The sequence below is a fragment of the Streptomyces sp. TRM64462 genome (assembly GCF_013362995.1).
In the GTDB taxonomy this organism is placed as follows: Bacteria; Actinomycetota; Actinomycetes; order Streptomycetales; family Streptomycetaceae; genus Streptomyces.
In genome coordinates, this window is the sequence record NZ_JABWDV010000298.1 from 1 (window position 1) to 26,112 (window position 26,112).

Below are 26,112 nucleotides of genomic sequence, written 5' to 3' on the forward strand. Positions count from 1 at the left end.
GGTACCCCCTGCTCGAAGAGCTTGGGGGAGATTGAGGAGCGGGGGTTCGGGGGCAGAGCCCCCTATTCGGGCGCCGGGTGGACGACCATCGCCGAGCCCCCGCCGCGGCGGGTCGGCTCGGCGGCGGCGGCCCAGCGGCCGTCCGGGAGGCGCTGGACGCCGGTCGCCGCGCCGATCTCCGCGACCTCGCGGAAGGCGTGGCCGAGGCCGGCCAGCCGGGTGCGCACCGGGTCGGCCGCCAGGCCGGGTTCGATGTCCGTGAGCGCGCTGTTGCGCTGGCTGGCGCGCGGCGCGGCGATGGCGTCGACGAGCGGCAGGCCGCGGTCGACGACGCCCGTGAGGGTCTGCAGGACGGTCGTGATGATGGTCGCGCCGCCCGGCGAGCCGAGCGCGAGGACGGGCCGGTCGTGGCGGTCCAGGACGATCGTCGGGGACATGGAGGAGCGCGGCCGCTTGCCGGGCCCGGGCAGGTTCGGGTCGTGGACGGCCGGGTTCGCGGGGGCGAAGGAGAAGTCCGTCAGTTCGTTGTTGAGGAGGAAGCCCCGGCCGGGCACGGTGATGCCGCTGCCGCCCGTCGACTCGATGGTCAGGGTGTAGGCGACGACGTTGCCCCACCGGTCGGCGACCGTCAGATGGGTGGTGTTCTCGCCTTCGTACGTCGTGGGGGCGGCCGTCCCGGTCGTGGCGCACGGCACCGGGTCGCGCGGGTCGCCGGGGGCGAGCGGGCTGGTCAGCGCCCGGTCGTCCTTGATGAGGCAGGCCCGCGCGTCCGCGAACCGCTGCGACAGCAGCCCCTTCACCGGGACGTCCTCGTACGCCGGGTCCCCGACCCACCGGCCGCGGTCCGCGAAGGCGATGCGGCTCGCCTCGATGAACCGGTGCAGATACGTGTCGCGCGATGCCGCCGACAGGTCGGTGCCCTCCAGGATGTTCAGCGCCTCACCGACCGTCGTGCCGCCCGACGACGACGGCGCCATGCCGTACACGTCGAGGCCCCGGTAGGTGACCTTCGTCGGGCGCCGCCACACCGTGTCGTACGCCGCGAGGTCCCGCACCGTCAGGTCCCCGGACCGTACGGTGCGCGTGGCGCCGTCCCGTACGGGAGGGTTGCGTACCGTGCGGACGATGTCGTGGGCGAGGTCGCCGCGGTAGAGCGCCTTCGTGCCCTGGCGGCCCAGCTTCTCGTAGGTGCGGGCGAGGTCGGGGTTCTTGAGGACGGAGCCGACGACGGGGAGTTCGCCGCCCGGTAGGAACAGCTCGGCGCTGGCCGGGAAGTCGCGGAACCGCTCCTCGTTGGCGCGGGTCTGGGCGCGGAACGTCTCATCGACGACGAAGCCCTCGCGGGCCAGCCGCTGAGCGGGCTTCAGCAGGTCGCGCAGGGGCTTGGTGCCCCACGCGTCGAGCGCCGCGTCCCACGTGGCGGGCGTCCCGGGCACGCCGACGCTCAGCCCGCTGGTCATGGCCTCCGCGAACGGCAGCGGGGCGCCGTCCGGGCCCAGGAACAGCGACGCGTCCGCCGAGCGGGGCGCGGTCTCGCGGCCGTCGACGGTGTGCACCGTACGGGTGCGGGCGTCGTAGTGGACGAGGTAGCCGCCTCCGCCGATGCCCGCCGAGTACGGCTCGGTGACGCCGAGGGCCGCCGCGGTCGCCACGGCCGCGTCCACCGCGTTGCCGCCCGCCCGCAGCACGGCGAGCCCGGCGGCCGACGCGTCGGCGTCCACGCTCGCCACGGCACCGCCGTGGCCGACGGCGACCGGCACCTTGACCGGTGGTTCATCGGCCGGTGGCTCCGTCGACGGCGGTGCCGCCGCGCCGACCGCGAGCACCGTCGCGGCGACGGCGGCGAGCGAGACGTTCCGTACCGTGGACCGACGCATCCGGATACCTCCAGTCAACGACCGTCCGCGCAGCGTAACTTCACCCCGCCCGCCGTGCCAGGACCACTACCATGCGCGCCCATGGACGACGACCTCTGGAACATCGTGCTCGGCGTGGCGGCCAGCGGGCTCAGCGCATCCCTCGGCTGGCTGGCGCGCACGGCGCTCTCCCGCCGCAGGCTCCGCCGGAAGCAGGCCTTCTACGGGCTGCCGGCCAACTCCGAATGCCTGCTCGTCGTGAACCGCGAGGCGGGGGGCGAGGGCGTGGCCCGGCACGACGTGTTCGCGCTGCTCGAACTGTCCACGCTGATCCGGGACTGCGAGGCGCACGCCCGTGTCGTGCGCCACGACAACGCCGTGCAGGGCTTCGGGGACCGTACGGAGTTCTGCCTCGGCGGCCCCGTGTCGAACGACCGGATGGCCGCGCACGTCCGTACGCTGCTGCCCGGCCTGCGGCTTGAGGAGCAGCCGGGCAAGAAGCCGGACGTGTACCGGATCGGCGAGGACGTGTACCGGGCGGAGAAGGGCGTCACCGAGTACGTCGTCCTGGCCCGGCTCACCGCCGGTGAGGGGCGGCACCCCGTCTTCCTGTTCTGCGGCCAGATGGCCATAACCAACCAGGCGGCCGCCCGCTACCTCGTCCGCCACCAGGAGAAGCTGGCCCGCACGTACGGGCGGGGCCCGTTCGTGCTGCTGCTGAAGGTGGTCAGCTCGCAGGCGTACGGGCCCGACGTGGTCGAGCTGGTGGCCGATGTGACACGGGCCGCGACCTCATCCGCCCCCGCGGCCTCACCCGCTCCCACCACCCCCTCCGCCGCCGAGGCCCCGGCCGCGTCCGTTCCCGCTCCGGCCTCGGGCGACGACTAGAACGGCCCCCGCGGCCCCGTCCGGGAAAACCGCTGCGGAAATCTTCTGATATTCAGCAACCTGTCCCCTCCGATGTCCCTCTCTCCCAGCGACAGAGACGCATCGGAGGTTTTTCAGTTGAGCCGCATACGTGCCCGTGACACGCTCCGCACCACCGCCCTCGCCGGTACCGCGGTTCTGACCGCGGCCCTGACCGCGTGTTCGGGCGGCGGCTCCTCGGCCGGCGATCCCGGCCAGGACGGCAAGGGCGGCGGCGACGCCAAGCCCGAGACCCGTATCTCGGTGAACCTGACGGGCAAGCAGGCCAAGCCCGGCGAGCCCGTGAAGGTGACCCTCGCGGACGGGAGGCTCGCCCAGGTCACCGTGACCGACTCCAAGGGCGCCACGCTGGACGGCAAGGTGTCGGCGGACGGGAAGTCCTGGACGTCCGCCCGCAACGCCGCGCCCGGCACCGGCTACACCGTCGAGGCCCGGGACGCGAACGGCGGCACGGCGAAGGCCGACTTCGCGACCGCCGCCCCCGAGAAGGTCAACAAGCTGACGCTCGCGCCCGGCAAGAACACCACGGTCGGCATTGCCCACCCGCTGTCGATCGTCTTCGACCACCCGGTCAAGAACAAGGCCGACGTGGAGAAGGCCCTGAAGGTCACCACGTCGAACAACACCGAGGGCTCCTGGGGCTGGATGCAGGACTGGTCGGGCAAGGACCGGATCGACTGGCGGCCGAAGGAGTACTGGAAGCCCGGTACGAAGGTGACGCTGGACGCGCGGCTGAACGGCGTGGACTCCGGCGCGGACGGCGGCTGGTTCGTCCGCGACTACCAGACCGGTTTCACGGTCGGCAGGAACCAGGTCGTCAAGGTCGACCTGGACGGCCACCGGCTGAAGCTGATGCGGGACGGGCAGCTGGTCAAGGACATCCCGATGTCGGCGGGCACCCCCGGCGGCGAGAAGGCGTCGTGGCGCGGCAAGACGGTGCTGATGTCGAAGGAGGGCACCATCAACATGCGCTCGGAGACGGTCGGCCTCGGTGACGCGTACGACAAGATGGTCGACTACTCGATGCGGCTGACCTGGTCGGGCATGTACGCGCACGCCGCGCCGTGGAACGCCGCGTACATGGGCAGCGCCAACAAGAGCTCCGGGTGCATCGGCATGACGGACGCGGACGCCAAGTGGGTGTACGAGCAGGTGCAGGTGGGCGACCCGTTCGAGGTCGAGGGCGACGACGCGAAGGGCACCCAGGCCCTCAACAACGGCTACGGCGAGTGGAACCTGTCGTGGGCGGAGTGGCAGGCGAAGAGCGCGCTGCGCTGACACCCGCGCCGCACCCGCGGCCGGTTCCGGCCGCTCCCCCCGCGACGATTGTTACCATCGCGTAACTTACTGGGTAGTTACCAGCGGTAAGCCGCTGCGGTTACCTTCGGGTCACTTTCAACCAACGCGTGTGACGCGAATGGAGGGTGACCCGTGGGACGACAGCGCAGAGCCGCACTGCGTACGGCGGCCATCGGTACCGTCACGGCCGTCCTGGCCACCGGGACGGCCTTCGGGGCCACCTCCGCGGCGGCGGCCGAGGCTCCGTACACCACCGGAGCGACGGATTCGTCCGGCCTTTCGGCCGGTATACGTTTCGTCGACATCACCGGCCACGGCGGCATCGTCCTCAAGGCGAACGTCGTCACGCCCGCCGGCGCGGACACGGGCAGCGCCCGTCGGTACCCGCTGTTGGTCCTGCCGACGAGCTGGGCGACTCCGCAGGTCGAGTACCTGGCCCAGGCCCGGAAGCTGGCGGACAGCGGCTACGTCGTCGTCACGTACAACTCCCGCGGCTTCTGGCAGTCCGGCGGCCACATCGAGGTCGCCGGGCCGCCGGACGTCGCCGACGCCGCGAAGGTCGTCGACTGGGCCCTCGCCCACACCCCGGCCGACCCGGACCGCGTCGGCATGGCGGGCGTCTCGTACGGCGCCGGCATCAGCCTGCTGGCCGCCGCCCACGACCCGCGCGTCAAGGCCGTCGTGGCGCTCAGCGGCTGGGCCGACCTGATCGACTCCATCTACAGCGGCCGCACCCAGCACGTCCAGGCCGCCGCCATGCTCGGCGCCACCGGCTACCTCACCGGCCGCCCCAGCCCCGAGCTCCAGCGGATCCTGGGCGACTTCCTCTCCTCGAACCTCGCCAAGGAGCAGGAGATGATCGACTGGGGCCGCAAGCGCTCCCCCGCCACCTACCTCGACCGCATCAACGCCAACGGCGCCGCGATCATGCTGGGCAACGCGTGGGGCGACACGATCTTCCCGCCCAACCAGTACGCGTCCTTCTACGAGAAGCTCACCGGCCCCAAGCGCCTGGAACTGCGCCCCGGCGACCACGCCACCGCCGAGGGATCAGGACTCCTCGGCCTGCCCAACGACGTGTGGACCAACGCCCACCGCTGGTTCGACCACCACCTCAAGGGCGCCGCCAACGGCATCGACCGCGAACAGCCGGTCCAGCTCACATCCCGCTCCACCGGCGGGTACGAGGGCTACGCCGACTGGCGGTCCGTCGGCGCCGGGCAGCGCCGGATCGCGCTCGGCGGCGAGCAGCGCGTGTACGCGAACGTCGACTCGGGCGCCAACGGCGGTGTCGTCCTGCTGTCGAACACGCTGGACCAGTTCCTCCAGCTTCCGCCGACCGTGTCCGTGCCGCTGCTGCCCCGGTCGTTCGCCGCCGTGTGGCAGTCGGAGCGGTACGCGACCGCGCAGCGCGTCCGGGGCACGGCGCGGCTGCACACCACGGTCACCAGCACCAAGGAGAGCGGCACGCTCGTGGCGTACCTGTACGACGTCGGCCCCCTGGGCTTCGGCAAGCTCGTCAGCAACGCCCCCTCCACGTTCCACGACCGGACGCCCGGGGAGCCGTTCACCGTGGACCTGGAGCTGTTCTCCACGGCGTACGACGTCCCGGCCGGCCACCGGCTGGCCCTCGTCGTCGACACCGTCGACCCGCTGTACATCGAGCACAACCCGTCCGGCGCGCGGCTGACCTTCTCCTCGCCGCCCACCGACCCCTCGTACGTGTCGGTTCCGCTGCGCGAGCAGTGATCTCCGGCCGCTGCCGGGCAGGTTCCGAGGACAGCGCAAACTATCCAGTGGTCAAAGGGACTTCACACCTCGACACGCATAGCACGACATTAACGGTATTTACCGATGAAGCCGGACAGAAGCCCGGAAACGGAAGGCCGCACAGGTGACAGCGCGGAGTCAGGCCTCGGCCGCCTCCGCGTACATCTGCGAGAGTTCGGGCGAACCGGTGATCGCCCAGTCGAGTCCCGCGCCGACCACGTCCAGCTCACGGCCCGACCGCAGCCGCACCACCGGGCGGCCCGCCGCCAGGACGTCCCAGACGGCGCCCGGCACCGTACGGACGATGACCGTGCCGAGGTAGAGGCCCGCGTCGTTGCCGACCCACGGCAGCTCCTCGGGGTCCTCGCGCCAGCGCGGCGGCAGTTGGTCGAGGGCCTCCAGGGAGCGGGGCGAGTCGTCCAGGCGCACCCCGGACTCCTGGGCGCGGGCGCGCAGGAGGGCGCACTCCGACAGCAGGTCGGCCACGGCGTCCGGGTCACGCTCGAAGGCGCCGGCCAGGGTCCTGCTCTGTCCGCCGCCGCGGCGCTTGCGCCAGGAGTCCAGGAAGGGGATGTTCATACCGCCCAGCGTCGCACGCCTAGACGTCGAGGTCGATGACGACGGGGGCGTGGTCCGATGCTCCCTTGCCCTTGCGCTCCTCGCGGTCGACGTAGCCGTCCTTGACGGCGTCCGCGAACGGCTTGTTGCCGTACACCAGGTCGATGCGCATGCCGCGGTTCTTGGGGAAGCAGAGCTGGCGGTAGTCCCAGTACGTGAACGGGTGGTCGTACTTGAGGGGGCGCGGCACGATGTCGTCGAGGCCGACGCCGCGCAGTCCTTCGAGCGCGGCCCGTTCGGGCGCGGTGACGTGCGTGGAGCCCTCGAAGAAGGAGCGGTCCCAGACGTCGTCGTCGGTGGGCGCGATGTTGAAGTCGCCGAGCACGGCGAAGGGGCGGGGGCCCGCCGCGTCGTCGGCGACGGCGCCCTGGAGCGCCTCCAGCCAGCGGAGCTTGTACGCGTAGTGGTCGTGGGCCACCTCGCGGCCGTTCGGCACGTACACCGACCAGAGGCGGACCGGGCCGCACGTCGCGGAGATCGCCCGGGGCTCCTGCGCGCCCTCGTACTCGGGGCCGCCGGGCAGGCCGACGACGGCGTCCTCGATGCCGACCCGGGAGACCAGCGCCACGCCGTTCCACCGGCCCGTGGCGTTCACCACCGACTCGTAGCCGAGCTCGCGCAGCTCGTCGGCGGGGAACTGCTCGGCGGTGCACTTGGTCTCCTGGACGCACAGCACGTCCGTGCCGCTGCTCTCCAGCCAGGCCAGCAGGCGCGGGAGCCGTGCGGTGATCGAATTGACGTTCCAGGTGGCGATACGCATGTCGGACAGCCTAACGGCGGGGTCCGACAACCGGCCGCCGTCACAGCTCGGTGTACGCGCCCGGGGTGAGGCGGCGGTGCTCGGCGCCGCCGAGGCCGCCGATGTGCCGGTCGTAGATCGGGCGGGCGAGCGGGGCGAGCAGGGCGTCGTGGACGTCCACGGTGCGCCGCGGCTTGACCTCGCGTACGTAGTCGATGACCTCGGAGATCTTGTTCCAGGGCGCCATGACCGGCAGGAACAGTGTGTCGACGGGCCGGCCGGGGACGGTGAGCGCGTCTCCGGGGTGGAAGGCGGACCCGTCGACGAGGTAGCCGACGTTGGTGATGCGCGGGATGTCCGGGTGGATGACGGCGTGGAGTTCGCCGTGCACCTCGACGTCGAAGCCGGCGGCGGTGAAGGTGTCGCCGTGGCCGACGGTGTGGACGCGCCCGGGGAACGCCGCCGAGAGCTGGTCGGCGACGCTGCGGAGCGTCCAGATCTCGGCGGCCGGATCGGCCTCCAGGGCGGCGCGCAGCCGTCCCTCGTCGAAGTGGTCCGGGTGCTCGTGCGTGACGAGGATGGCGTCGGCGCCGAGCGCGGCGTCCTCCTCGCTGAAACCGCCCGGGTCGATCACGAGTGTCCGTCCGGCCTTCTCCAGGCGGACACAGGCATGGGACTTCTTGGTCAGCTTCATGTGCCCATCCTGCCCCGGAAGCCCCGTCAGGTCTCGGGTTTCGTCTCCTCGCGGATCACGGCGGCGGCGACGCGGAACGCGGCGTTCGCGGCGGGCACGCCGCAGTAGACGGCCGTCTGGAGGAGGACCTCGCGGATCTCGGTGGGGGTGAGGCCGTTGCGGAGGGCCGCGCGGGTGTGGAAGGCGAGCTCGTCGAGGTGGCCGCGGGCGACGAGTGCGGCGAGCGTGACGCAGCTGCGGGTGCGGCGGTCGAGTCCTTCACGGGTCCAGATCTCGCCCCAGGCGTAGCGCGTGACGAGGTCCTGGAAGTCGCCGGTGAAGTCGTCGGCGGCGGCCAGGGCGCGGTCCACGTGGGCGTCGCCGAGCACTTCGCGGCGCACCTTGAGGCCCGCTTCGTACGGGTCGGGGCGCTGTGCGGCGGGCGGCTGGGCCGCCGTCGTGGGCGTGGCACCGTCGGTCGGGGCGGCGGGGGCGGGTGCCGTGGCGGGGGCGGGTGCCGTGGCGTAGGGGGGCGGCGGGGTCTGGGGCGGGACGGGGATCGCGGCGAGCGTGTCCTGCCAGGCGGTGGAGAAGTGCCGTACGAGGAGGTCGGTGACGGCGGCGGGCTGTTCGACGGGCGCGAGGTGGGAGGCGCCGGGGACCACGGCGAGCCGGGCGTCGGGGATGCCGGCGACGAGGGTGCGGGCCTCGGCGGGTCCGGTGACGCGGTCGTCGGAGCCGACGAGTACCAGCGTGGGGACGCCGACACGGCCCAGGTCGGCGCGGATGTCGAAGGCGGCGAGCGCCTCGCACGCGGCGATGTAGCAGCCGGTGTCGGTGGCGCGGACCATCTGCACGGCCCAGTCGACGATGGCGGGCTGCGCGGCGGCGAAGCCCGGCGTGAACCAGCGTTCCGGTGCGCTGCGGGCGACCGGGTCGAGGCCGTTGGCGCGGACGACGACGCCGCGCTGGCGGAACTCGTCGGCCGTGCCGAAGCGGGGCGACGCGGCGATCAGGGCGAGTGAGGCGAGCCGGTGCGGGGCGCGCAGGGCGAGGTCGGCGCCGACGGCCCCGCCGAGTGCGGTGCCGGCGTAGCCGAAGCGGTGGACGCCGAGGCCGTCGAGGGTGGCGAGGAGCCGGTCGGTGAGTGCGGCGACGGAGGACGCGGGTTCGGCGGGGGCGCCGCCGTGGCCGGGCAGGTCGAAGCGGACGACCCGCCAGCGGGGGGTGAGGCCGGGTATCTGGCGGTCCCACATGTGCCAGGTGGTACCGAGGGACGGTCCCAGGACCAGGACCGGTGCGTCTTCCGGCCCGTCACATCGGTATTGCAGGCTGTTCGTCGTACTCTCGCTCACCCGCTCACGCTCCCACATCCGATCATCTTCCACCGGCCGGGGTGGGGGCGCCCGCCCGAGCGGGCCGGTTCCGCCCGTTCCATGACGGTCAGGGCGTCGTGGTGGAGACGACGTACACGCGGGGTGCGGCCGGGTCGGTGAGGTCGACGGTGATGTCCCGGGTGGGGCGGGGGCGGTCCTGGTGGTGCGTGGTGCCGGCCCAGGCGCGGCCGTCGGGGAACTCCCAGCCGACGATGCCGGCGTCGCGGTCGTCGACGGTGACGTCGCCGTGCTTCAGGGCGGAGCGGCTGGTGCCGGAGTTCTTCAGGAAGTCGTCGAGGCCGGTTCCGGTGGTGGTGAACTGGACGTACAGCCTGCTCGACTTCCAGTTGCTGGTCTCGAAGTAGGCGACGTCCTGGGAGTGGGCCGGGATGGGCACCTCGAAGACGCGGCGCTTCATCTTGGACGGCCAGCTGTCCTGGAGGCCGGTGACGGAGGACTCGGCCTCCTTGTCGCGGCCGCTGGAGCGGCTCTGCTCGGCGGAGATCGCCAGGTATCCGGCGGGGATGCCGATGAGCAGGACGATGACGAAGGCGGTGAACCAGCGGCGGCGGACCGTGGCCCGCCGGTCCTCCGGGTGGGGCTCGTGTCCGGGGCCGGGGCCGGGGCCGTCGGCGGTGTGCGAGGGCGGGGTGATGTCGGTGGGGGCGCTCATACCTCGGGTTCCTGGGTGCTCCTGCTGCGGGTGCGGGTGGTGCCGCCGGTGCGGAGGGCCTGCGCGTAGCGCTCATACCGTTCGTAGCGTTCGACGCGGCGGCGGTTGGCGCGGCGGAAGCGGCGGGCGACGAGCCGGGCGAGGTCGGCGGCGCCGACCATGCCGGCCTCGGGGCCGAGCTGGGCCCTGGCGATCCGGGCCTCGGGGCGGTAGCCGCGGCCGGTGAGGTTGCGGCGGAAGGCGTCGCGCGCGGGGCCGATGAGGAGGTCGTCGGCGGCGCTGACGCCGCCGCCGATGACGAAGCAGGACGGGTCGAGCGCGGCGGCGAGGTTGGCGATGCCGACGCCGAGCCACTGGCCGATGTCCTGGAGGAGTTCGACGCACATGGCGTCGCCCTCGCGGGCCAGCTCGGTGATGAGCGGGCCGGTGATCTCGGGGATGTTGCCCTTGACGCGTTCGATGATGCCGTGCGCGACCGGGGAGTCGGCGGCGGCGAGTTCGCGGGCTTCGCGGACGAGGGCGTTGCCGGAGCTGTACTGCTCCCAGCAGCCGCGGTTGCCGCAGGGGCAGCGGTGGCCGCCGGGGACGACCTGCATATGGCCGAACTCGCCCGCGACGCCGTACTTGCCGCGCTTGACGCGGCCGTCCTCCAGGATGGCGCCGCCGATGCCGGTGCCGAGGGTGATCATGACGAGGTGGTCCTCGCCACGCCCCGCGCCGAACCGCCATTCGGCCCAGGCGGCCGTGTTGGCGTCGTTGTCGACCATGACGGGGACGGCGAGGCGGCCCTGGAGGGAGTCGCGCAGCGGCTCGTTGCGCCAGGCGAGGTGGGGCGCGAACAGGACGGTGCTGCGGTCGGCGTCGACCCAGCCGGCGGCGCCGATGCCGACGGCGTGGACGTCGTGCCGGTCGGACAGGTCGAGGACGAGTTCGACGATGGTGTCCTCGACGACCTTGGGGCTCTTGGACTTGTCGGGGGTCTCGGTGCGGACCTTCTCCAGGATGGTGCCGTCGGCGTCGACGACGCCGGCCATGACCTTCGTACCGCCGATGTCGATGCCGACGGTGGGGACGCGGGGCGCGGTGAGGTGCGAGCGGCGCTCGCGGGTGCCGACGGTGCCGACGGTGCGCAGGACGGTGGCGCGTGCGGTGCCGCGGTGGACGGGGGCGCTGTCGCGGTCGCGGTCGCGGTACGTGCTCACGGGTCCTGTTCGTCCCTGCCGGGTGCGGTACGGGCCGGTGCCCCGGGGCCGCGGACGCCGGGCGTCCGGTCGTGGCGGTGCGGACCGGCGGCGGGCGGTGCCCGCCGCCTCCGATTCTGCCAGGTGCCCGTGCGCGGGCGGTCCCACCACGGCCTCAGGAGGCGCGCCCCAGTTCGTGGCGGAGGTCGTCGAGCTCGCTGCCGCCCGCCATCTGGCGGGTGAGTTCGTCCAGGGTGACGGAGTCCTTGGTGTGGGCGGCGGCCATGCGGCCGCGCTTGAGGAGGACGAAGCGGTCGCCGACGAGGTGGGCGTGGTGCGGGTTGTGGGTGATGAGCACCACACCGAGGCCGGCGTCACGTGCGGCCGCCACGTACTTGAGGACGACGCCGGACTGCTTGACGCCGAGCGCGGCGGTCGGCTCGTCGAGGACGATCACCTTGGCACCGAAGTGGATGGCGCGGGCGATGGCGACGCACTGGCGCTCGCCGCCGGAGAGGGTGCCGATGGGCTGGTCGACGTCGCGCAGGTCGATGCCCATGCGGAGCAGCTCGGCGCGGGTGGTGGCGCGCATGTGGGCGGTGTCGAGCCGCCTGAACGGGCCCTTGCCACGGGTCGGCTCGGAGCCGAGGAAGAAGTTCCGCCACACGGGCATGAGGGGAACGACGGCGAGGTCCTGGTAGACGGTGGCGATGCCCAGGTCGAGAGCCTCGCGCGGGGAGGAGAGGGCGGTCTCCTCGCCTTCGACGCGCAGGGTGCCCGCGTCGTGTCCGTGCAGGCCGGCGATGATCTTGATGAGGGTGGACTTGCCGGCGCCGTTGTCGCCGAGGACGCAGGTGATCTCACCGGCGTGGACCTGGAGGGAGACGTCTTCGAGGGCGCGCACGGTGCCGTAGTACTTGCTGACGCCGTCGAGCTCGACGAGCGGGATGTCCGTGGTCATGCGGTCGCCTCCGCGCGCTTGCGGACCCAGGCGTTGAGGAGGGTCGCGAGAAGGAGCATCGCTCCCAGGAAGAACGTGAACCAGTCGGGGTCCCACTCGGCGTAGACGATGCCCTTGCTGGTCATGCCGAAAAGGAACGCGCCCACGGCGGCGCCGATCGCGGAGCCGTACCCGCCGGTGATCAGGCAGCCGCCGATGACGGCGGCGATGATGTAGACGAGTTCGTTGCCGACGCCTTCGCCGGACTGGACGACGTCGAACGAGAACAGCAGGTGCTGCCCCGCGACCCAGGCGGCGAAGCCGACGCCCATGTAGAGGGCGGTCTTGGTGCGGCGGACGGGGACGCCGACGGCGCGTGCCGCGTCGGCGTTGCCGCCGGCCGCGAAGATCCAGTTGCCGAAGCGGGTGCGCAGCAGGATCCAGGTGGCGACGGCGACGAGCGCGAGCCACCACAGGACCGTGACCTTGAGCGTGGCGCCGCCGATGGTCGCCTCGGAGGCGAACAGGGCGCGGGCCGAGGCGAAGCCCTCCATGTCGGCGATGGTCTTGGTGGAGACGGTGCCGCTGATGAGCTTGGTGAAGCCGAGGTTGAGGCCGGTCAGCATCAGGAACGTGCCCAGCGTGATGATGAAGCTGGGCAGCCGGGTGCGGGTCAGCAGGAAGCCGTTCAAGAAGCCGACGGCGAGGGTGACCAGCAGCGAGACGGCGACGCCCACCCAGACGTTGGCGGTCATCTGGTAGCTGAACATCGAGGAGACCAGCGCCGAGGTCGTCACCAGGACGCCGGCCGACAGGTCGAACTCGCCGCCGATCATGAGGAGGGCGACGGGTACGGCCATGATGCCGATGGTCGAGGCGGCGTAGAGGACCGTGCCGAGGCTGGAGGCGCGCAGGAAGCCGTCGGCGACGACGGAGAAGAAGACGAACACGGCGACGGCGCCGACGACCGAGCCGAGTTCGGGCCGGGTGAGGAGCTTCTTGACCAGCCGCTTCAGGGGCGGGGCGGTCAGCAGCCGCTCGTCGCGCCCGGGGCCGGAGCCGTGGCCGTGGCCGTGCTGCACGGGTGGTGCGGTCGCGGTCATCGGGTGCCCCGCTCGGTGTACGCGGCGAGGGCGGCCGCGTCCTTCTGCGTGACGATCTGCGGGCCGGTGAGGACGGGGCGGCCGCCGCCGAGTACGTCGGCGTTGTAGCGGTACAGCCACAGCAGGTCGACTGCCTCGTACCCCTGGAGGTAGGGCTGCTGGTCGACGGCGAAGCCGAGGGTGCCGGACTGGAGTCCGGCGGCGACCTTGGCGTTGAGGTCGAAGGTGTCGATCTCGGCCCGGGAGCCGGCGGTCCGCTTGGCCTGCGCGGCGGCGTCCGCGAAGGGCGCGCCGAGGGTGACGACGGCGTCGATGGCGGTGTCGGTCTGCAGCTTGGCCTCGATGGACGCCTGGACGTCGGGCATGTTGGTGCCGTCGACGTACAGGTTCTGCACGTCTCCGTCGAAGGCCTCCTTCACGCCGGCGCAGCGCTGCTCGTGCCCGACGTTGCCCTGTTCGTGCAGGACGCACAGGGCCTTCTTGCGGCCGCGCCGGTCGAGTTCGTCGCCGACGGCCTGGCCTGCGACGGTCTCGTCCTGGCCGATGTGGGTGAGGGCGCCGAACGCCTTGGACTGGGCCGAGCCGGAGTTCACGGTGACGACGGGGATGCCGGCGGCGACGGCGCGGGCGACGGATGCCTTGAGCGCCTCGGGCTTGGCGAGCGTGACGATGATCCCGTCGACCTTCTTGTCGACGTACGAGTCGACGAGCTGGGCCTGCTGCTGGCCCTCGTCGCTGTGGGCGTACAGGAAGTCGATGTTGTCCTTGGCGGCGGCCTCCCGGGCGCCCTTCTGGACGATGTCCCAGAACGTGTCGCCGTCGCCCGAGTGGGTGACCATGGCGACGGTCCAGCGGGGTGTGGTGACGTTGGCGCGGCCCGAGGCGGCCTCGGCGGCCGCCTTGCGGGCGTCCTCGGCGCGCTTGCCCCCGGTGGCGCTGCACGCCGTGAGGGTCACCCCCAGCACCGCCGCGAGGACGGCTGCCACCGCGCGTCCTGATGTCCGAACCCTTGCCGCCACGATGCCGTGCCCTTCCGCTGTCCTTCTCGGACGGTTGTCCTCTCGGACGGCGCATTTCGCCACCATCCCGACGGCCCAGTATCGGTCATGGGTGGGTGGCGGATACTCGCGGGTCGCATGTGCTCCAGATCACACGCGCGAGGCGCGTGGCGGCGATGATTCCGCGGCGGCGCGTCGGTCTTCATTGCCGTGACACACCGGCACACCCGGTGGCGGGAACAGAGGAGGAGCAGTCCCATGCGCATCGTGATCAGCGAGTTCATCAGCCTGGACGGCGTCGTGCAGGCACCCGGCGGCCCTCAGGAGGACACGGACGGCGGCTTCGCGCACGGCGGCTGGACGCACCCGTTCTTCGACCCGGAGGTCGTGGGCGGGGCCTTCGACGAGGCGTTGGGCAAGGCCGACGCGCTGCTGTTCGGCCGCCGTACGTGGCAGACGATGGCCGGGGCGTGGCCGGAGCGGGCCGGTGACCCGTTCGCGGACCGGATGAACGCGATCCGCAAGTACGTGGTGTCCGGGACCCTGAGCGACTCGGAGCTGACGTGGGAGAACACGGCACGGATCCCCGGCGTCGAGGCCGTCGCCCGGATCCGGGAGCTGCGCGCGTCCGCCGGGGGCGACCTGCTGGTCATGGGCAGCCCCACGCTGGTCCGCACGCTGCTGCACGAGGGCCTGGTCGACGAGCTGCGGCTGATGATCATGCCGGTGCTGCTGGGCGGCGGTAAGTCGATCTTCCCGGAGGACGGTGCCCTGCGGACCCTGGAGCTGGTCTCGACGGTCACCAGCGGCACGGGCGTGCAGGTGTGCACGTACCGGACGGTCACCGAAGCCTGAACAGGCCCGGTGCGCTACGCGCGGACGAGGAGCTGGAAGTCGAAGGCGTAGCGCGACGCGCGGTAGATGTGGGAGCCGAACTCGACCGCGCGGCCCGTGTCGTCGTACGTCGTGCGGGCCATCGTCAGGACCGGCGCGCCCTCCGCCTCGCCGAGGAGCGCGGCCTCTGGGGTGGTGGCGGCGCGGGCGCCGACGGTCTGGCGGGCGCTGTGGAGCGTGATCCCGGCGGCGCGCATCAGGCGGTACAGTCCGGTGGTCTCCAGGCGGTCGGCGTCGAGGCCGAAGAGGCCGACGGGCAGGTGGTTGCCGAGGCGGGCCATGGGTTCGCCGTGGGCGCTGCGCAGGCGCTCGACGTAGAGGACGTCGTCGCCCTCCGGGACGCCGAGTGCGGCGGCGACCTCGGCGCTCGCCGGTTCGGTGCGGTGGGCGATGAGCCGGGTGGCGGGGCGCTGGCCGGCCGCCTCCAGGTCGTCGTACAGGCTGCTGAGCTCCAGGGGGCGCCGTACCTGGCTGTGCACCACCTGCGTGCCGACGCCGCGGCGCCGCACGAGCAGGCCCTTCTCGACGAGCGCCTGGATGGCCTGGCGGACGGTGGGCCGCGACAGGCCGAGGCGGCCGGCGAGGTCGATCTCGTTGCCGAGCAGGCTGCCGGGGGTGAGTGCGCCGTTCTCGATGGCCGCCTCCAGCTGCTGGGACAGCTGGAAGTACAGCGGGACGGGGCTGGTGCGGTCCACGCTGAGCGGGAGCTCGACGACGGGTCCGGTCTCATCTCGGGTCTGCTTGGGCACGGGCTGAGCGTATCGGCGCGCCCATCCGTAAGAAAATGATGACGGGAAGTCGTGACGTCGGATTGTCAGGACAAATGCTTGACATGACGGTGTGACCATGACCACTTTGGGACATGCGCATCGGACTGATCGGAACCGGGCGGATCGGGACGTTCCACGCCCGCGTGCTGGCCGCGCACGCCCATGTGGGTGCCCTGGTCGTCACCGACGTGGATGGGGAGCGGGCCGTCGAGGTCGCGCGGGCGGTCGGGGCGGCGGCCGCGCCGACCGTCGACGAGATCTTCGCGTGGGGCGTGGACGCCGTGGTCATCACCTCGGCGACATCCGCCCACGGCGAGCTCATCCGGCGCGCGGCGCGTGCCGGGCTGCCCGCCTTCTGCGAGAAGCCCATCGCCCCCGACCTGGCCGGTACGCTGCGCGCGCTGCGGGAGGTGGCGGAGGCGGGGACGCCGCTCCAGATCGGCTTCATGCGCCGCTTCGACGCGGGGTACGGGGCGGCGCGCGAGGCGGTGCGCGCGGGGCGGCTCGGCCGGCTGCACACCGTACGGGTGCTCACGTCGGACGCGGAGCCGCCGCCGCCCGCGTACCTGCCGGTCTCCGGGGGCCTCTACCGGGACTGCCTGGTCCATGACTTCGACATGGTGCGCTGGGTGACGGGCCGCGAGGTCGTGGACGTGTACGCGGCCGGGTCGGACGGGGGCCCGCCGATGTTCCGGGAGGCCGGGGACGTCGACACGGCGGCCGCGCTGCTGACCCTCGACGACGGCACCCTCGCCACGGCGACGGCGACCCGCTGCAACGGCGCCGGGTACGACGTACGGATGGAGCTCGCCGGTGAGCGGGACCAACTGGCGGTGGGCCTCGACGACCGCACGCCGATCACGTCGACGGAGCCGCTGGGCCCGCCGCCCGCGACCCGGCCGTGGACCGGGTTCCTTGAGCGGTTCGCCCCGGCGTACCGGGCGGAGCTTGACGCGTTCGTACGGTTCGCGCGCGGCGAGCGGGACAACCCGTGCGACGGGCGGGAGGCCCTGGAGGCGCTGCGGATCGCGGAGGCGTGCGAGCTGTCGCGACGGGAGCGGCGGGCGGTGCGGCTCGACGAGATCCCGGGGCTCACGGAGACGCCCCCGGGATCCTGACGGTACGTCCGGCCGTCGGTTCACCACCTGACGGGGAGGCGGCGGACGCCGCGCATGAGGAGGCCGGGCAGCCAGTCGAGCGGCTCGGACGACGGATCGTGGTCGAGCGCCAGGCGGGGGAACCGCTCCAGCAGCGCGCGGAGCGCGATCCGCGCCTCCAGGCGGGCGAGCGGCGCGCCGAGGCAGTAGTGGATGCCGTGGCCGAACGCCAGGTGCCCCGCGGTGTCGCGGCGGATGTCGAACCGGTCCGGGTCCGGGTATCTGCCGGGGTCGCGGTCGCCGGCGTCGAGGCCGACCAGGACGGCGCGGCCCGCCGGTATCAGCGTGTCCCCGACCGCCACCGGCTCGCGCGTGAAGCGGTACGTGGCGGTCTCCACCGGCCCGTCGTAGCGGAGCATCTCCTCCACCGCGCCGTCGAGGAGGCCGAAGTCGGCGCGCAGCGCGGCGAGTTGGTCCGGGTGCGTGAGGAGGGCGCGGACGCCGTTGGAGATCAGGTTGACGGTGGTCTCGTGCCCTGCGATCAGCAGCAGGTAGGCGAGGGCCCGCAGTTCGGGGGCGGACAGCCGGTCGCCGTCCTCGGCGCGGGTGCGCAGCAGCGCCGACAGCAGGTCGTCGGCGGGGCCCGCGCACCGCTTGTCCTCGATCAGTTCGTCGAGGTAGGCGGCGAGGCCGTACACGGCGGCGCGCTCGGCGTCGGCGCCGGTCGGGGCGACGATCTCGTCGGACCAGGCGCGGAAGCGGTCGCGGTCGGCGGTGGGCACGCCGAGGAGTTCGCAGATGACGGTGATGGGCAGCGGGAAGGCGAGCGCGTCGACCAGGTCGGCGTGCCCGGCCGGCGCCATGGCGTCGAGCAGCTCGTCGACGATGGCCTGGACGCGCGGACGCAGGGCCTCGACGCGCCGGGCGGTGAACTCGCGGGCGACGAGCTTGCGCAGCCGGGTGTGGTCGGGCGGGTCGACCACCAGCAGGTTCGGGCCGATGACCTCCTCGTCGAGCATGGTCAGGCCGATGGTGGACGGCGACTTGGACAGCCGGGGGTCCGCGAGGACCGCCCGGGCCTCGGCGTGCCCGACGACGAGCCACACCTGCTGCCCGTCGGGCGCGAGCACCTCGTGGACCGGCCCGGCGGCGCGGAGCTTCGCGTACACGGGGTACGGGTCGGCGGTGAACTCCGGTCCGTACGCGGCGAGATCGATGAGTCCCATCGGCCCACCCTATGCGCCGCCCTCGTCGTCCAGGAGCCCGGCGTCGTGCACCAGCAGGGCGATCTGGACACGGTTGTTGAGGTCGAGCTTGGCGAGGATCCGGGACACGTGGGCCTTGACGGTGGGGACGCTCATGTAGAGGGAGCGGGCGATCTCGGCGTTGGAGCCGCCCCGGCCGACGGCGAGGGCGACGTCCCGCTCGCGGTCGGCGAGGGTTTCCAGGCGGGCTGCGGACGTGGCGCGCCGCCGGTCGGTCTCGCGGGCGGCGGGCGCGGGCGTCGCGCCGCCGGCCACATGGGTCATGAGCTGGCGGGTGACGGCCGGGGACAGCACCGGGTCGCCGGCGGCGACCTTCCGTACGGCGTCGACGATCTCGGCGGGCGGGGTGTCCTTGAGGACGAACCCGGCGGCCCCGGCCCGCAGGGCGCGCAGCACCTGCTCGTCGGCGTGGAAGGTGGTGAGGACGACGACGTCGGGAGCGCCGGGCAGGGCGCGGAGCCGCTCGGTCGCGGTGAGCCCGTCGACGCCGGGCATGCGGATGTCCATGAGGACGACGTCGGGGGCGAGCCGGTCCACGAGCGCGGGCACGTCGGCGCCGTCGGCGGCCTCGCCGACGATCTCGATGTCGGGGGCGCCGCCGAGCATGAGGGAGAGTCCCGCGCGGACGAGGGGGTCGTCGTCGACGACGATCAGCCGGATGGTCATGCGGGCCACGGTAGCCAGGCGCTGACGGTGAAGCCTCCGTCGGGTGCCCGGCCGTGGGTGAGGCGGCCGCCGGCGAGGGTGGCGCGTTCGGTGAGGCCGATGAGGCCCTGGCCGGAGCCGGGGACGTGCGGGACGGGCCCTTCGGGGGCGGGGTTGTGCACGGTGACGGTGAGTCCGTCGCCGCGGCCGCCGCGGACGGTGACGGTGACCTCGGTGCCCGGCGCGTGCTTGCGGGCGTTGGTGAGGCCCTCCTGGACGATGCGGTAGACGGTGCGGCCGGTGGCGGCGGGGACGGTGGAGGGGTCGCCCACGCGGTGGTCGAGGGTGACCTTCATGCCGGCCTGCCGGGACTCGGCGACGAGGGAGTCAAGCGTGGCGAGGGTCGGCTGCGGGCGGTCGCCGTCGTCGGGCTCGCCGGGGGCGCGCAGCACGCCGATGATCTGGCGCAGGTCCTGGAGGGCTTCGTGGGCGCTGTCGCGGATGACGCCGGAGGCGCGGGCGATCTCTGCGGCCGGCGCGTCCGGGCGGAACTCCAGGGCGCCGGCGTGGACGCTCAGCAGGGTCAGCCGGTGGGCGAGTACGTCGTGCATCTCGCGGGCGATGGCCTCGCGGGCGGCCCGCTGGGCCTGCTGGGCGCGCAGCTCGGCCTCCGACTCGGCGCGGCGGGCCCGCTCGCGCAGGGCGGCGACGAGCTGGCGGCGGGAGCGGACGAGCATGCCCCAGCCGGTGACGACCAGGAACAGCAGCAGCGTGAAGACGAGGTTGACGGCCGGGTGGATGCCGGGGTCGGGCCACAGGAAGCTCTGGACGGAGCCGCCCACCAGGGCGAAGCCGCCGACGACGGCGAGCCTCGGGAACGGTACGTGGACGGCGGCACCGAACAGGGCGACGAGGAGGGCACCGCTGGAGGACGGGGCGACGACGCCGACGACGGACAGGGCGACGGGGACGCCCACGGGCCAGCGGCGGCGCGCCCAGAGGGAGAGGCAGCCGGCGGCGCCCAGGAGCACGTCGACGAGGACGGCGGCGTCGGAGCCGTGGTAGCCGGTGCCGAGCGTGACGAGCCCGATGAACACGGCGAAGCCGAAGGCGACGGTGTCGACGGCCCAGTCCCGTACGGTACGGCGTCGCCGGCGGCCGCCGCCGGGCTCGTCGGTGGCGGCCGCGTCGGCCGTCAGGTTCGAGGGCAGCAGCCAGGGGTACTCCGCGCGCGTCATACGGACCAACGTACGCAGGCCCGCCTCGTACGAGCGGGCTCGGCGGCCCGCCGTCGACCGAAGTCACGCAACCGCAGACTTCCGGACCGCCGCCGCATCCCGAAGACGGAAGCGGCACGGGCCCGGCGCGTCCGATCATCGACGGGTGAAGAAGCTTCTCGAAGTGATCGGCATGCTGGTCCTCATCGCCGGCGTGTGCGGCGTGATACGCGAACTGACCGACGGATGGTTCCGGTTCATGGGCTTCACCCGGTTCCTGACGGAGAACGTCGCCTTCCTCCAGGGCCACGAGCTGCTCGCGAACGTGGGGGTCGCGGGCGTCGGCCTCGCCTTCCTGATGATCGTCGACCGGTACGTCAAGGCGTAGCGGGCCCGGGCGCCGTCAGGGCGCCTCGGCGGCGGCCCGGCGGCCCCAGGCCGTGCCCAGCAGGACCAGGGCCGCGCCCGCGAGGCCCGTCGGGCCGAGGTGGTCGCCGGCCAGGGTGATGCCGACGGCGGCGGCCCACAGGGGTTCGGTGCCGAGCAGCAGGCTGACACGGGACGGTGAGGTGCGGCGTACGGCCCACATCTGCACGAAGAACGCGAAGAACGTGCAGAAGACGGAGAGGAACAGCAGCCCCGCCCACTCGCGTGGCCCGAAGTCCAGGGCCGTGGCCCAGGGGGTCGCGCCCGTGCCGGGGACGGCGGCCAGGAGCGCGAACAGCAGCACCGCCGTGCCGAGCTGGACGGTCGTGAGCGACAGGGAGTCGGCGCCGCGTACGGACCTGGTGCGGGCCATGGTGAGGACGTGGGCGGTGCGGGCGACGGCGGCGAGCAGCATCAGCAGGTCGCCGGCCGACGGCGTGGTGAAGCCGCCGCCCTGGGTGAGCAGCACGACTCCGGCGACCGAGAGTCCGGCCGCGGCGAGGAAGGCGCGGGGCGGCCGGGTGCGGGTGAGAACGGCCTCGCCGAGCGGGGTGAGGATCATGGTGAGGCTGATGATCAGCCCGGCGTTGGTGGCGGAGGTGTGGACGACGCCGTACGTCTCCAGCAGGAAGACGCCGGCGAGGATCAGGCCCAGGAGCCCGGCGCCCCGCCACTGGGCGGCGGTCAGGGCGCGCAGCCGCCGTCCGGCGGCGACGGCCAGCGCGGGCAGCACGACGGCGAACCGCAGGACGAGCACGGCGATCACGGTGTGGGCCGTGGTGACGCCCTTGGCGGCCAGGTAGCTGGCGCCCCAGACGACCGCGACCAGCAGGACGGGCAGGTCGGTGAGCCACGCGCGGCGCGGGCCCGGCGCGGGCGCGGATGCCGGCGTGGGCGCGGATCCGGGCGTGGGTGTGGGCGCGGGCGTGGGTGTGGGCGCGGGCGTGGGTGTGGGCGCGGGCGTGGGTGTGGGCGTGGGTGTGGGCGCGGGTGTGGCGATCGATGTCATGGCGGGGCCGGCCTCCGGTCGTGACGGCGAGGGAGTGCGGAGGCTTCGGCGGCTCGCGCGGGACGGCGATCACCGTACCCGCCGGGTGTTCACTGGTCGAGCGGGAAATCGCCGAACTCGGCGGGGCCGGTGGGCCGGTAGGTCTGGATGGTGACGCCGGCCCTGGTGGTGCGGTGGCCGTCGAGCGTGAAAGCGGTGGGGGTGCCGCCGTCGGGGAAGAGGCGGCGGCCCTTGCCGAGGAAGACGGGGTAGACGAGGAGGTTGTAGACGTCGACGAGACCGTGGGCGATGAGGCCGTGGGCGAGGCGGGCGCTGCCGTGGACCTGGATCTCCCGGCCGGGCTGCTGCTTGAGCCGGGTCACCTCCTCGACCAGGTCGCCGCGCACGATGTGGGAGTTGTGCCAGTCGGCGGTGTCCAGGGTCCGGGTGACGACGTGTTTGGGGAGGGAGTTGAGGCGGCTCGCGATCGGGTCGTCCGGGTCGGTGACCTTCGGCCAGTACGCGGCGAAGATCTCGTATGTACGGCGGCCGAGGAGGAAGGCGTCGCAGCGGTCGAACACCTCGATCATGAACCGGGCCATGTCCTCGTCGGAGAACGGCACGAGCCAGCCGCCGTAGTCGAAGCCGTCGCTGCGGTCCTCCTCCCGCCCGCCGGGGGCCTGCATGACGCCGTCGAGCGTGAGGAAAGAGGTGAGGGTGAGCAGGGCCATGGGGCGCGCCTCTCGTGAGTCGTGACGTTCCGGTCACCAGCTCAGTCCGTGACGGCCCGAGGAACTCGTCGATGGGCGCCGACACAGCGGGGGTGTCCCACCGGCGGAGCAGTCGGGAGGGCGGGGCGCGCCGGTGCTGTCATGCCGGTGCGCCCCGCCGTACGGGCAGGTGTCGTGCTGCCCGGGTGTGAGGGGGCGGGTCAGCCGCCGAGCTCCTGGTGACGGGCGGTCAGGCGCTTGGCGCCCTCCTCCGTGAGGGAGCCGAAGAGGCGCAGCCGGGAGATGCCGCCGTCGGGGTAGATGTCGATGCGGACGTGGGTGCCCACGGCCGGAGCCGGCAGGACGAAGCGGTGGTTGGTGTCGGGCTGGAGCCGGGTCCGGGGCAGGAACTCGGTCCACTCGCCGTTCTCGCCGTCGCGTACGGAGAGGGCGGCCCAGCCGGCGCTGTTGCCCTTGAGGTACGCGGTGTCGATCTCGACGGCGCGGATCTCGGCCTGCTCGGTGAGCCGGTAGCGGATCCAGTCGTTGCCCTTGTCGCGGCGGCGGCGGGTCTCCCAGCCGTCGTCCATCTTGCGGGAGCGGCCGGGCTGGATGGTGTTGGTGGCCGGCGAGTAGAAGCGGTCGGAGGCGTCCTCGACGCTGCCGCCGTTCTCCAGGGCGGCGACGTCGAAGGTGCCGAGCACGCCGAGCCACGCCGGGTCGGGGGCGACGTCGCCGTACACGCGGAGGCGGGCGATGCCGCCGTCGGGGTGCTGGTTGACGCGCAGATGCGTGAAGCGGCGCTCCACGTCGATGGAGAAACCATTCGCCGCGTGGCCGCCGATGGCGGTGCGCGGAACGAGGGTGGTCCATTCGACGTCCGGGCCGAGGAGCTCGTCGGGCGACGGGGAGCCCGCGACCGACGCACCCTCGATGGAGACGGCCTGCGGGTAGTTGCCGCGGAAGTGCGCGGTGTCGACGACGATGCCGCGTACGACGCCGGGCGCGCCGAGCCGTACCAGCGCCCAGTCGTGGTCGTCGGCCGTCGGGTGCGGCTGCTCGGCGCCGGCGCCGCGGCGGCGGCGGGTCTCCCAGCCGTCCATGACCTTGCCCTTGTGGCCGAAGTGCTCGGGGTCGAACTCGGCGGGCTCGGGCTTGAGGAGGTTCTCGCGCTCGGCGAAGAACTCGTCGTTGGCGGCGACGACACCCGCGCCGAGGCGCCGGTCGGCGAGGTCCGCGAGGCCGGTGAAGGGGAAGTCGGCGGTGCGGTAGTCGGCGTACGGGTCGCCGCCCCCGTACGGGCTGGCGTCGCCGGTGAAGCGGGGTATGCCGGTGGAGTCGGTGGAGTCGGTGCCGGTGGCGGTCACGGGATTCACTTGTTCCTTTCGAGCAGTCGCCCGCTGGGCTCTGCGGGGTTGCCGCGGTCGGCGATGCGTACGCCGCGCAGCCAGGTGGAGGTGACGACGCCGTACAGGGTGCGGCCCGCGTAGGCGGTGACCCGGTTGCGGTGGTGGAGCGCGGCCGGGTCGACGGTGAAGGTCTCGTCGGGGGCGAGGACGGCGAAGTCGGCGTCGCGGCCTGCCTCGATGGCGCCCTTGCGGTCGAGTCCGGCGAGGGCGGCGGGGGCGGTGGACATCCAGCGGGCCACGTCGTCGAGCGTGTGGCCGCGGCGCCGGGCCTCGGTCCAGATGGCGGGCAGGCCGAGCTGGAGGGAGGAGATGCCGCCCCAGGCGGTGGAGAAGTCGGGGGTCTTGAGGTCGGCCGTGGAGGGCGAGTGGTCGGAGACGACGCAGTCGATGGTGCCGTCGGCGAGGCCCTGCCAGAGGGCGTCCTGGTTGGCGGCCTCCCGGATGGGCGGGCAGCACTTGAACTCGGTGGCGCCGTCGGGCACTTCCTCGGCGGTGAGGGTGAGGAAGTGCGGGCAGGTCTCGACGGTGACCTTGACGCCCTCGCTCCTGGCGGCGGCGATGAGCGGCAGCGCGTCGCTGGAGGAGAGGTGCAGGACGTGGACGCGGGCGTCGAGGCGGCGGGCCTGTGCGATGAGGTTCTCGATCGCGGTGTTCTCGGCGTCGCGGGGCCGCGAGGCGAGGAAGTCGGCGTACTTGGCGGAGCTCTTCTGCGGGGCGGCTTCGAGGTGGTGGGGGTCCTCGGCGTGCACGATCATCAGTCCGCCGAAGCCGGCGATCTCGGCGAGGGACGCGGCGAGCTGGTCCTGGTCCAGCTGCGGGAACTCGTCGACGCCGGACGGCGACAGGAAGCACTTGAAGCCGAAGACACCGGCGTCGTGCAGGGGCCGCAGGTCCTTGACGTTGTCGGGCAGGGCGCCGCCCCAGAAGCCGACGTCGATGTGCGCCTTGGGGCGGGCGACGTCCTGCTTGACCCGCAGGTTCTCCACGGTGGTGGTGGGCGGCAGCGAGTTGAGCGGCATGTCGAGGAGGGTGGTGATGCCGCCGGCGGCCGCGGCGCGGGTGGCGGTCCAGAAGCCCTCCCACTCGGTGCGGCCCGGGTCGTTCACATGGACGTGCGTGTCGACCAGGCCGGGCAGGACGACGTCGTCGCCGACGTCCTCGAGCCGGGCGCCGTCCGGCACCTCCGCGTCGTACGGCAGGACGGCGGCGATCGTACCGCCGGCCACGGCGACGGAAGCGGCGCGCGTTCCGTCGGGGGTGACGACCCGCGTCGACCGCAGCACCAGGTCCACGTTCACACTCTCCTCATTTCCGTCGCGCCCGTCCATGTCCGCGTTCATGTCCGCGTTCATGTCCCTACCCTGGAACTTCAACGAACTGTTGAAGAAGTCTTCACCCGCCCGCCGCGCCCCGTCAAGGGCCGCCCGCAGCACGAACCTCCCCTTAGAGGTTTCCATGAAGTGGAAGTACAATTCCGCACAGGAGAACGTAGCTCCGCACAGGAGGTGGCGGGACAGGGTCCGCCGACACACGGACAAACAGCCCCTGACCGGCGCGTACGCCGACGAACGGGCGATGTGCCGGACGGGAGTGCCCGGTAGGCTGCTGCCTTGTCCATCCGCCTCGAAAGGACCGTTGACGTGCCGACGTCCAGCGCCAGCAGCACCGACGCCGCCGCCAAGCCCGCCGCCGCGAGCGGTGGCGTGCAGTCACTCGAGCGTGCCTTCGACCTCCTGGAGCGGATGGCCGACGCCGGGGGCGAGGTCGGGCTGAGCGAGCTCTCGTCCAGCAGCGGCCTGCCGCTGCCCACCATCCACCGGCTGATGCGCACGCTGGTCGCCTGCGGATACGTCCGCCAGCAGGCCAACCGGCGCTACGCCCTGGGCCCGCGCCTGATCCGCCTCGGCGAGTCCGCGTCCCGCCTCCTCGGCACCTGGGCGCGGCCGTACCTGGCCCGCCTCGTCGAGGAGACCGGCGAGACGGCGAACATGGCGCTGCTCGACGGGGACGAGATCGTGTACGTCGCGCAGGTGCCGTCCAAGCACTCGATGCGGATGTTCACCGAGGTCGGGCGACGGGTCCTGCCCCACTCCACGGGCGTCGGCAAGGCGCTGCTGGCCCACACCCCGCCGGAGGAGGTGCGGGCGCTGCTCGCCCGCACGGGCATGCCCGCGGCCACCGACAAGACCATCACGACGCCGGAGGGGTTCCTGGCGGCGCTGGAGCTGGTGCGCGAGACGGGGTACGCCGTCGACGACAACGAGCAGGAGATAGGGGTCCGGTGCCTCGCGGTGTCGGTGCCCGACTCGCCCACGCCGGCGGCGGTGTCGATCTCCGGGCCGGCGGGGCGGGTGACGGAGACGGCGACGTCGAGGATCGTCCCGATCCTCCAGGAGGTCGCGCGCGACCTGTCCACGGCCCTGACGAGCACGTCCCCGCAGACCTGAGGCACCGGCGGTCTTTCCCCTGTCCCGCCCCTTCCCGAATCGGGGGCTCTGCCCCCGAACCCCCGCTCCTCAATCTCCCCCAAGCTCTTCG

25 protein-coding genes are annotated in these 26,112 nt (G+C 72.9%); 7 read left to right on the top strand and 18 right to left on the bottom strand.

The window, feature by feature from the left end; translation table 11 throughout:
- Positions 1-62 precede the first annotated feature (62 nt).
- Positions 63-1,877 (bottom strand): gamma-glutamyltransferase, encoded by a 1,815-nt coding sequence (ggt, locus tag HTZ82_RS13985; RefSeq protein ID WP_175409685.1) that lies wholly within the window; start codon positions 1,875-1,877, stop codon positions 63-65.
- An 81-nt stretch (positions 1,878-1,958) separates the two neighbouring features.
- Here ggt and HTZ82_RS13990 point away from each other — a divergent pair, with 81 nt between their 5' ends.
- The 3 genes from HTZ82_RS13990 (at position 1,959) to HTZ82_RS14000 (ending at position 5,831) form a co-directional block, all read left to right on the top strand.
- Positions 1,959-2,744 carry a hypothetical protein gene (locus tag HTZ82_RS13990; RefSeq protein ID WP_175409686.1) on the top strand — a complete coding sequence of 262 codons (786 nt, stop codon included), beginning with the start codon at positions 1,959-1,961 and terminating at the stop codon, positions 2,742-2,744.
- A 117-nt stretch (positions 2,745-2,861) separates the two neighbouring features.
- Positions 2,862-4,061 carry an Ig-like domain-containing protein gene (locus tag HTZ82_RS13995; RefSeq protein ID WP_254711844.1) on the top strand — a complete coding sequence of 400 codons (1,200 nt, stop codon included), beginning with the start codon at positions 2,862-2,864 and terminating at the stop codon, positions 4,059-4,061.
- A 153-nt stretch (positions 4,062-4,214) separates the two neighbouring features.
- Positions 4,215-5,831, top strand: coding sequence for a CocE/NonD family hydrolase (locus tag HTZ82_RS14000; protein ID WP_175409688.1), 1,617 nt, complete (start codon positions 4,215-4,217; stop codon positions 5,829-5,831).
- A gap of 159 nt (positions 5,832-5,990) precedes the next feature.
- Here the strand turns inward: HTZ82_RS14000 and HTZ82_RS14005 are convergent, their stop codons facing one another.
- From HTZ82_RS14005 to HTZ82_RS14045, 9 genes are all read right to left on the bottom strand, one after another.
- Positions 5,991-6,431, bottom strand: a complete 441-nt coding sequence (locus HTZ82_RS14005) for a DUF6278 family protein (protein ID WP_175409689.1) — start codon at positions 6,429-6,431, stop codon at positions 5,991-5,993.
- 19 nt (positions 6,432-6,450) lie between these two features.
- Positions 6,451-7,230, bottom strand: coding sequence for an exodeoxyribonuclease III (locus HTZ82_RS14010; protein WP_175409690.1), 780 nt, complete (start codon positions 7,228-7,230; stop codon positions 6,451-6,453).
- A 40-nt stretch (positions 7,231-7,270) separates the two neighbouring features.
- Positions 7,271-7,903, bottom strand: a complete 633-nt coding sequence (locus tag HTZ82_RS14015) for an MBL fold metallo-hydrolase (RefSeq protein ID WP_175409691.1) — start codon at positions 7,901-7,903, stop codon at positions 7,271-7,273.
- A 26-nt stretch (positions 7,904-7,929) separates the two neighbouring features.
- Positions 7,930-9,237 (bottom strand): 4-carboxymuconolactone decarboxylase, encoded by a 1,308-nt coding sequence (pcaC, locus tag HTZ82_RS14020; protein ID WP_175409692.1) that lies wholly within the window; start codon positions 9,235-9,237, stop codon positions 7,930-7,932.
- 88 nt (positions 9,238-9,325) lie between these two features.
- Entirely contained in the window at positions 9,326-9,931 is a 606-nt protein-coding gene (locus tag HTZ82_RS14025; protein ID WP_254711845.1) for a hypothetical protein, read from the bottom strand.
- Entirely contained in the window at positions 9,928-11,133 is a 1,206-nt protein-coding gene (locus HTZ82_RS14030; RefSeq protein ID WP_175409693.1) for an ROK family glucokinase, read from the bottom strand. Before HTZ82_RS14030 ends, HTZ82_RS14025 begins: the two co-directional genes overlap by 4 nt.
- A 154-nt stretch (positions 11,134-11,287) precedes the next feature.
- Complete coding sequence (locus HTZ82_RS14035) at positions 11,288-12,073, bottom strand: ATP-binding cassette domain-containing protein (protein ID WP_175409694.1); 786 nt, start codon at positions 12,071-12,073, stop codon at positions 11,288-11,290.
- Positions 12,070-13,155, bottom strand: coding sequence for an ABC transporter permease (locus HTZ82_RS14040; protein ID WP_175409695.1), 1,086 nt, complete (start codon positions 13,153-13,155; stop codon positions 12,070-12,072). The genes HTZ82_RS14035 and HTZ82_RS14040 overlap by 4 nt, the downstream gene beginning before the upstream one ends.
- Entirely contained in the window at positions 13,152-14,141 is a 990-nt protein-coding gene (locus HTZ82_RS14045) for a sugar ABC transporter substrate-binding protein (protein ID WP_309235464.1), read from the bottom strand. The genes HTZ82_RS14040 and HTZ82_RS14045 overlap by 4 nt, the downstream gene beginning before the upstream one ends.
- Before the next feature lie 270 nt (positions 14,142-14,411).
- Between HTZ82_RS14045 and HTZ82_RS14050 the strand changes: the two genes are divergently transcribed.
- Complete coding sequence (locus HTZ82_RS14050; RefSeq protein ID WP_175409697.1) at positions 14,412-15,008, top strand: dihydrofolate reductase family protein; 597 nt, start codon at positions 14,412-14,414, stop codon at positions 15,006-15,008.
- Positions 15,009-15,022: 14 nt separating this feature from the next.
- On the opposite strand, the gene HTZ82_RS14055 is transcribed toward HTZ82_RS14050, so the two are convergent.
- Positions 15,023-15,742 (bottom strand): GntR family transcriptional regulator, encoded by a 720-nt coding sequence (locus HTZ82_RS14055; protein ID WP_309235466.1) that lies wholly within the window; start codon positions 15,740-15,742, stop codon positions 15,023-15,025.
- 167 nt (positions 15,743-15,909) lie between these two features.
- Between HTZ82_RS14055 and HTZ82_RS14060 the strand changes: the two genes are divergently transcribed.
- Complete coding sequence (locus tag HTZ82_RS14060) at positions 15,910-16,935, top strand: Gfo/Idh/MocA family oxidoreductase (RefSeq protein ID WP_175409699.1); 1,026 nt, start codon at positions 15,910-15,912, stop codon at positions 16,933-16,935.
- Between the two features lie 20 nt (positions 16,936-16,955).
- Here HTZ82_RS14060 and HTZ82_RS14065 read toward each other — a convergent pair whose 3' ends face one another.
- Genes HTZ82_RS14065 through HTZ82_RS14075 form a run of 3 tightly spaced genes read right to left on the bottom strand, consistent with a single transcriptional unit; the run spans position 16,956 to position 20,062 of the window.
- Complete coding sequence (locus tag HTZ82_RS14065) at positions 16,956-18,140, bottom strand: cytochrome P450 (protein WP_175409700.1); 1,185 nt, start codon at positions 18,138-18,140, stop codon at positions 16,956-16,958.
- A gap of 9 nt (positions 18,141-18,149) precedes the next feature.
- On the bottom strand, positions 18,150-18,845 hold the full coding sequence (locus HTZ82_RS14070; RefSeq protein WP_175409701.1) for a response regulator transcription factor: 696 nt from the start codon (positions 18,843-18,845) through the stop codon (positions 18,150-18,152).
- Positions 18,842-20,062 carry a sensor histidine kinase gene (locus HTZ82_RS14075; protein ID WP_175409702.1) on the bottom strand — a complete coding sequence of 407 codons (1,221 nt, stop codon included), beginning with the start codon at positions 20,060-20,062 and terminating at the stop codon, positions 18,842-18,844. Before HTZ82_RS14075 ends, HTZ82_RS14070 begins: the two co-directional genes overlap by 4 nt.
- A 145-nt stretch (positions 20,063-20,207) precedes the next feature.
- Between HTZ82_RS14075 and HTZ82_RS14080 the strand changes: the two genes are divergently transcribed.
- The gene (locus HTZ82_RS14080) at positions 20,208-20,429 is read left to right on the top strand and encodes a hypothetical protein (RefSeq protein ID WP_175409703.1); all 222 of its coding nucleotides are present in this window, start codon (positions 20,208-20,210) and stop codon (positions 20,427-20,429) included.
- A gap of 15 nt (positions 20,430-20,444) precedes the next feature.
- Here the strand turns inward: HTZ82_RS14080 and HTZ82_RS14085 are convergent, their stop codons facing one another.
- The 4 genes from HTZ82_RS14085 to allB form a co-directional block, all read right to left on the bottom strand.
- Positions 20,445-21,476 carry a DMT family transporter gene (locus HTZ82_RS14085; RefSeq protein ID WP_175409704.1) on the bottom strand — a complete coding sequence of 344 codons (1,032 nt, stop codon included), beginning with the start codon at positions 21,474-21,476 and terminating at the stop codon, positions 20,445-20,447.
- An 89-nt stretch (positions 21,477-21,565) separates the two neighbouring features.
- Positions 21,566-22,186 (bottom strand): dihydrofolate reductase family protein, encoded by a 621-nt coding sequence (locus HTZ82_RS14090; RefSeq protein WP_175409705.1) that lies wholly within the window; start codon positions 22,184-22,186, stop codon positions 21,566-21,568.
- Between the two features lie 200 nt (positions 22,187-22,386).
- Positions 22,387-23,532 (bottom strand): allantoicase, encoded by a 1,146-nt coding sequence (alc, locus tag HTZ82_RS14095; RefSeq protein ID WP_175409706.1) that lies wholly within the window; start codon positions 23,530-23,532, stop codon positions 22,387-22,389.
- Positions 23,533-23,537: 5 nt separating this feature from the next.
- Positions 23,538-24,926 (bottom strand): allantoinase AllB, encoded by a 1,389-nt coding sequence (gene allB / locus HTZ82_RS14100; RefSeq protein WP_254711846.1) that lies wholly within the window; start codon positions 24,924-24,926, stop codon positions 23,538-23,540.
- 288 nt (positions 24,927-25,214) lie between these two features.
- On the opposite strand from allB, the gene HTZ82_RS14105 reads away from it, so the two are divergent.
- On the top strand, positions 25,215-26,021 hold the full coding sequence (locus tag HTZ82_RS14105; protein WP_175409707.1) for an IclR family transcriptional regulator: 807 nt from the start codon (positions 25,215-25,217) through the stop codon (positions 26,019-26,021).
- The last annotated feature ends 91 nt before the right edge of the window (positions 26,022-26,112 follow it).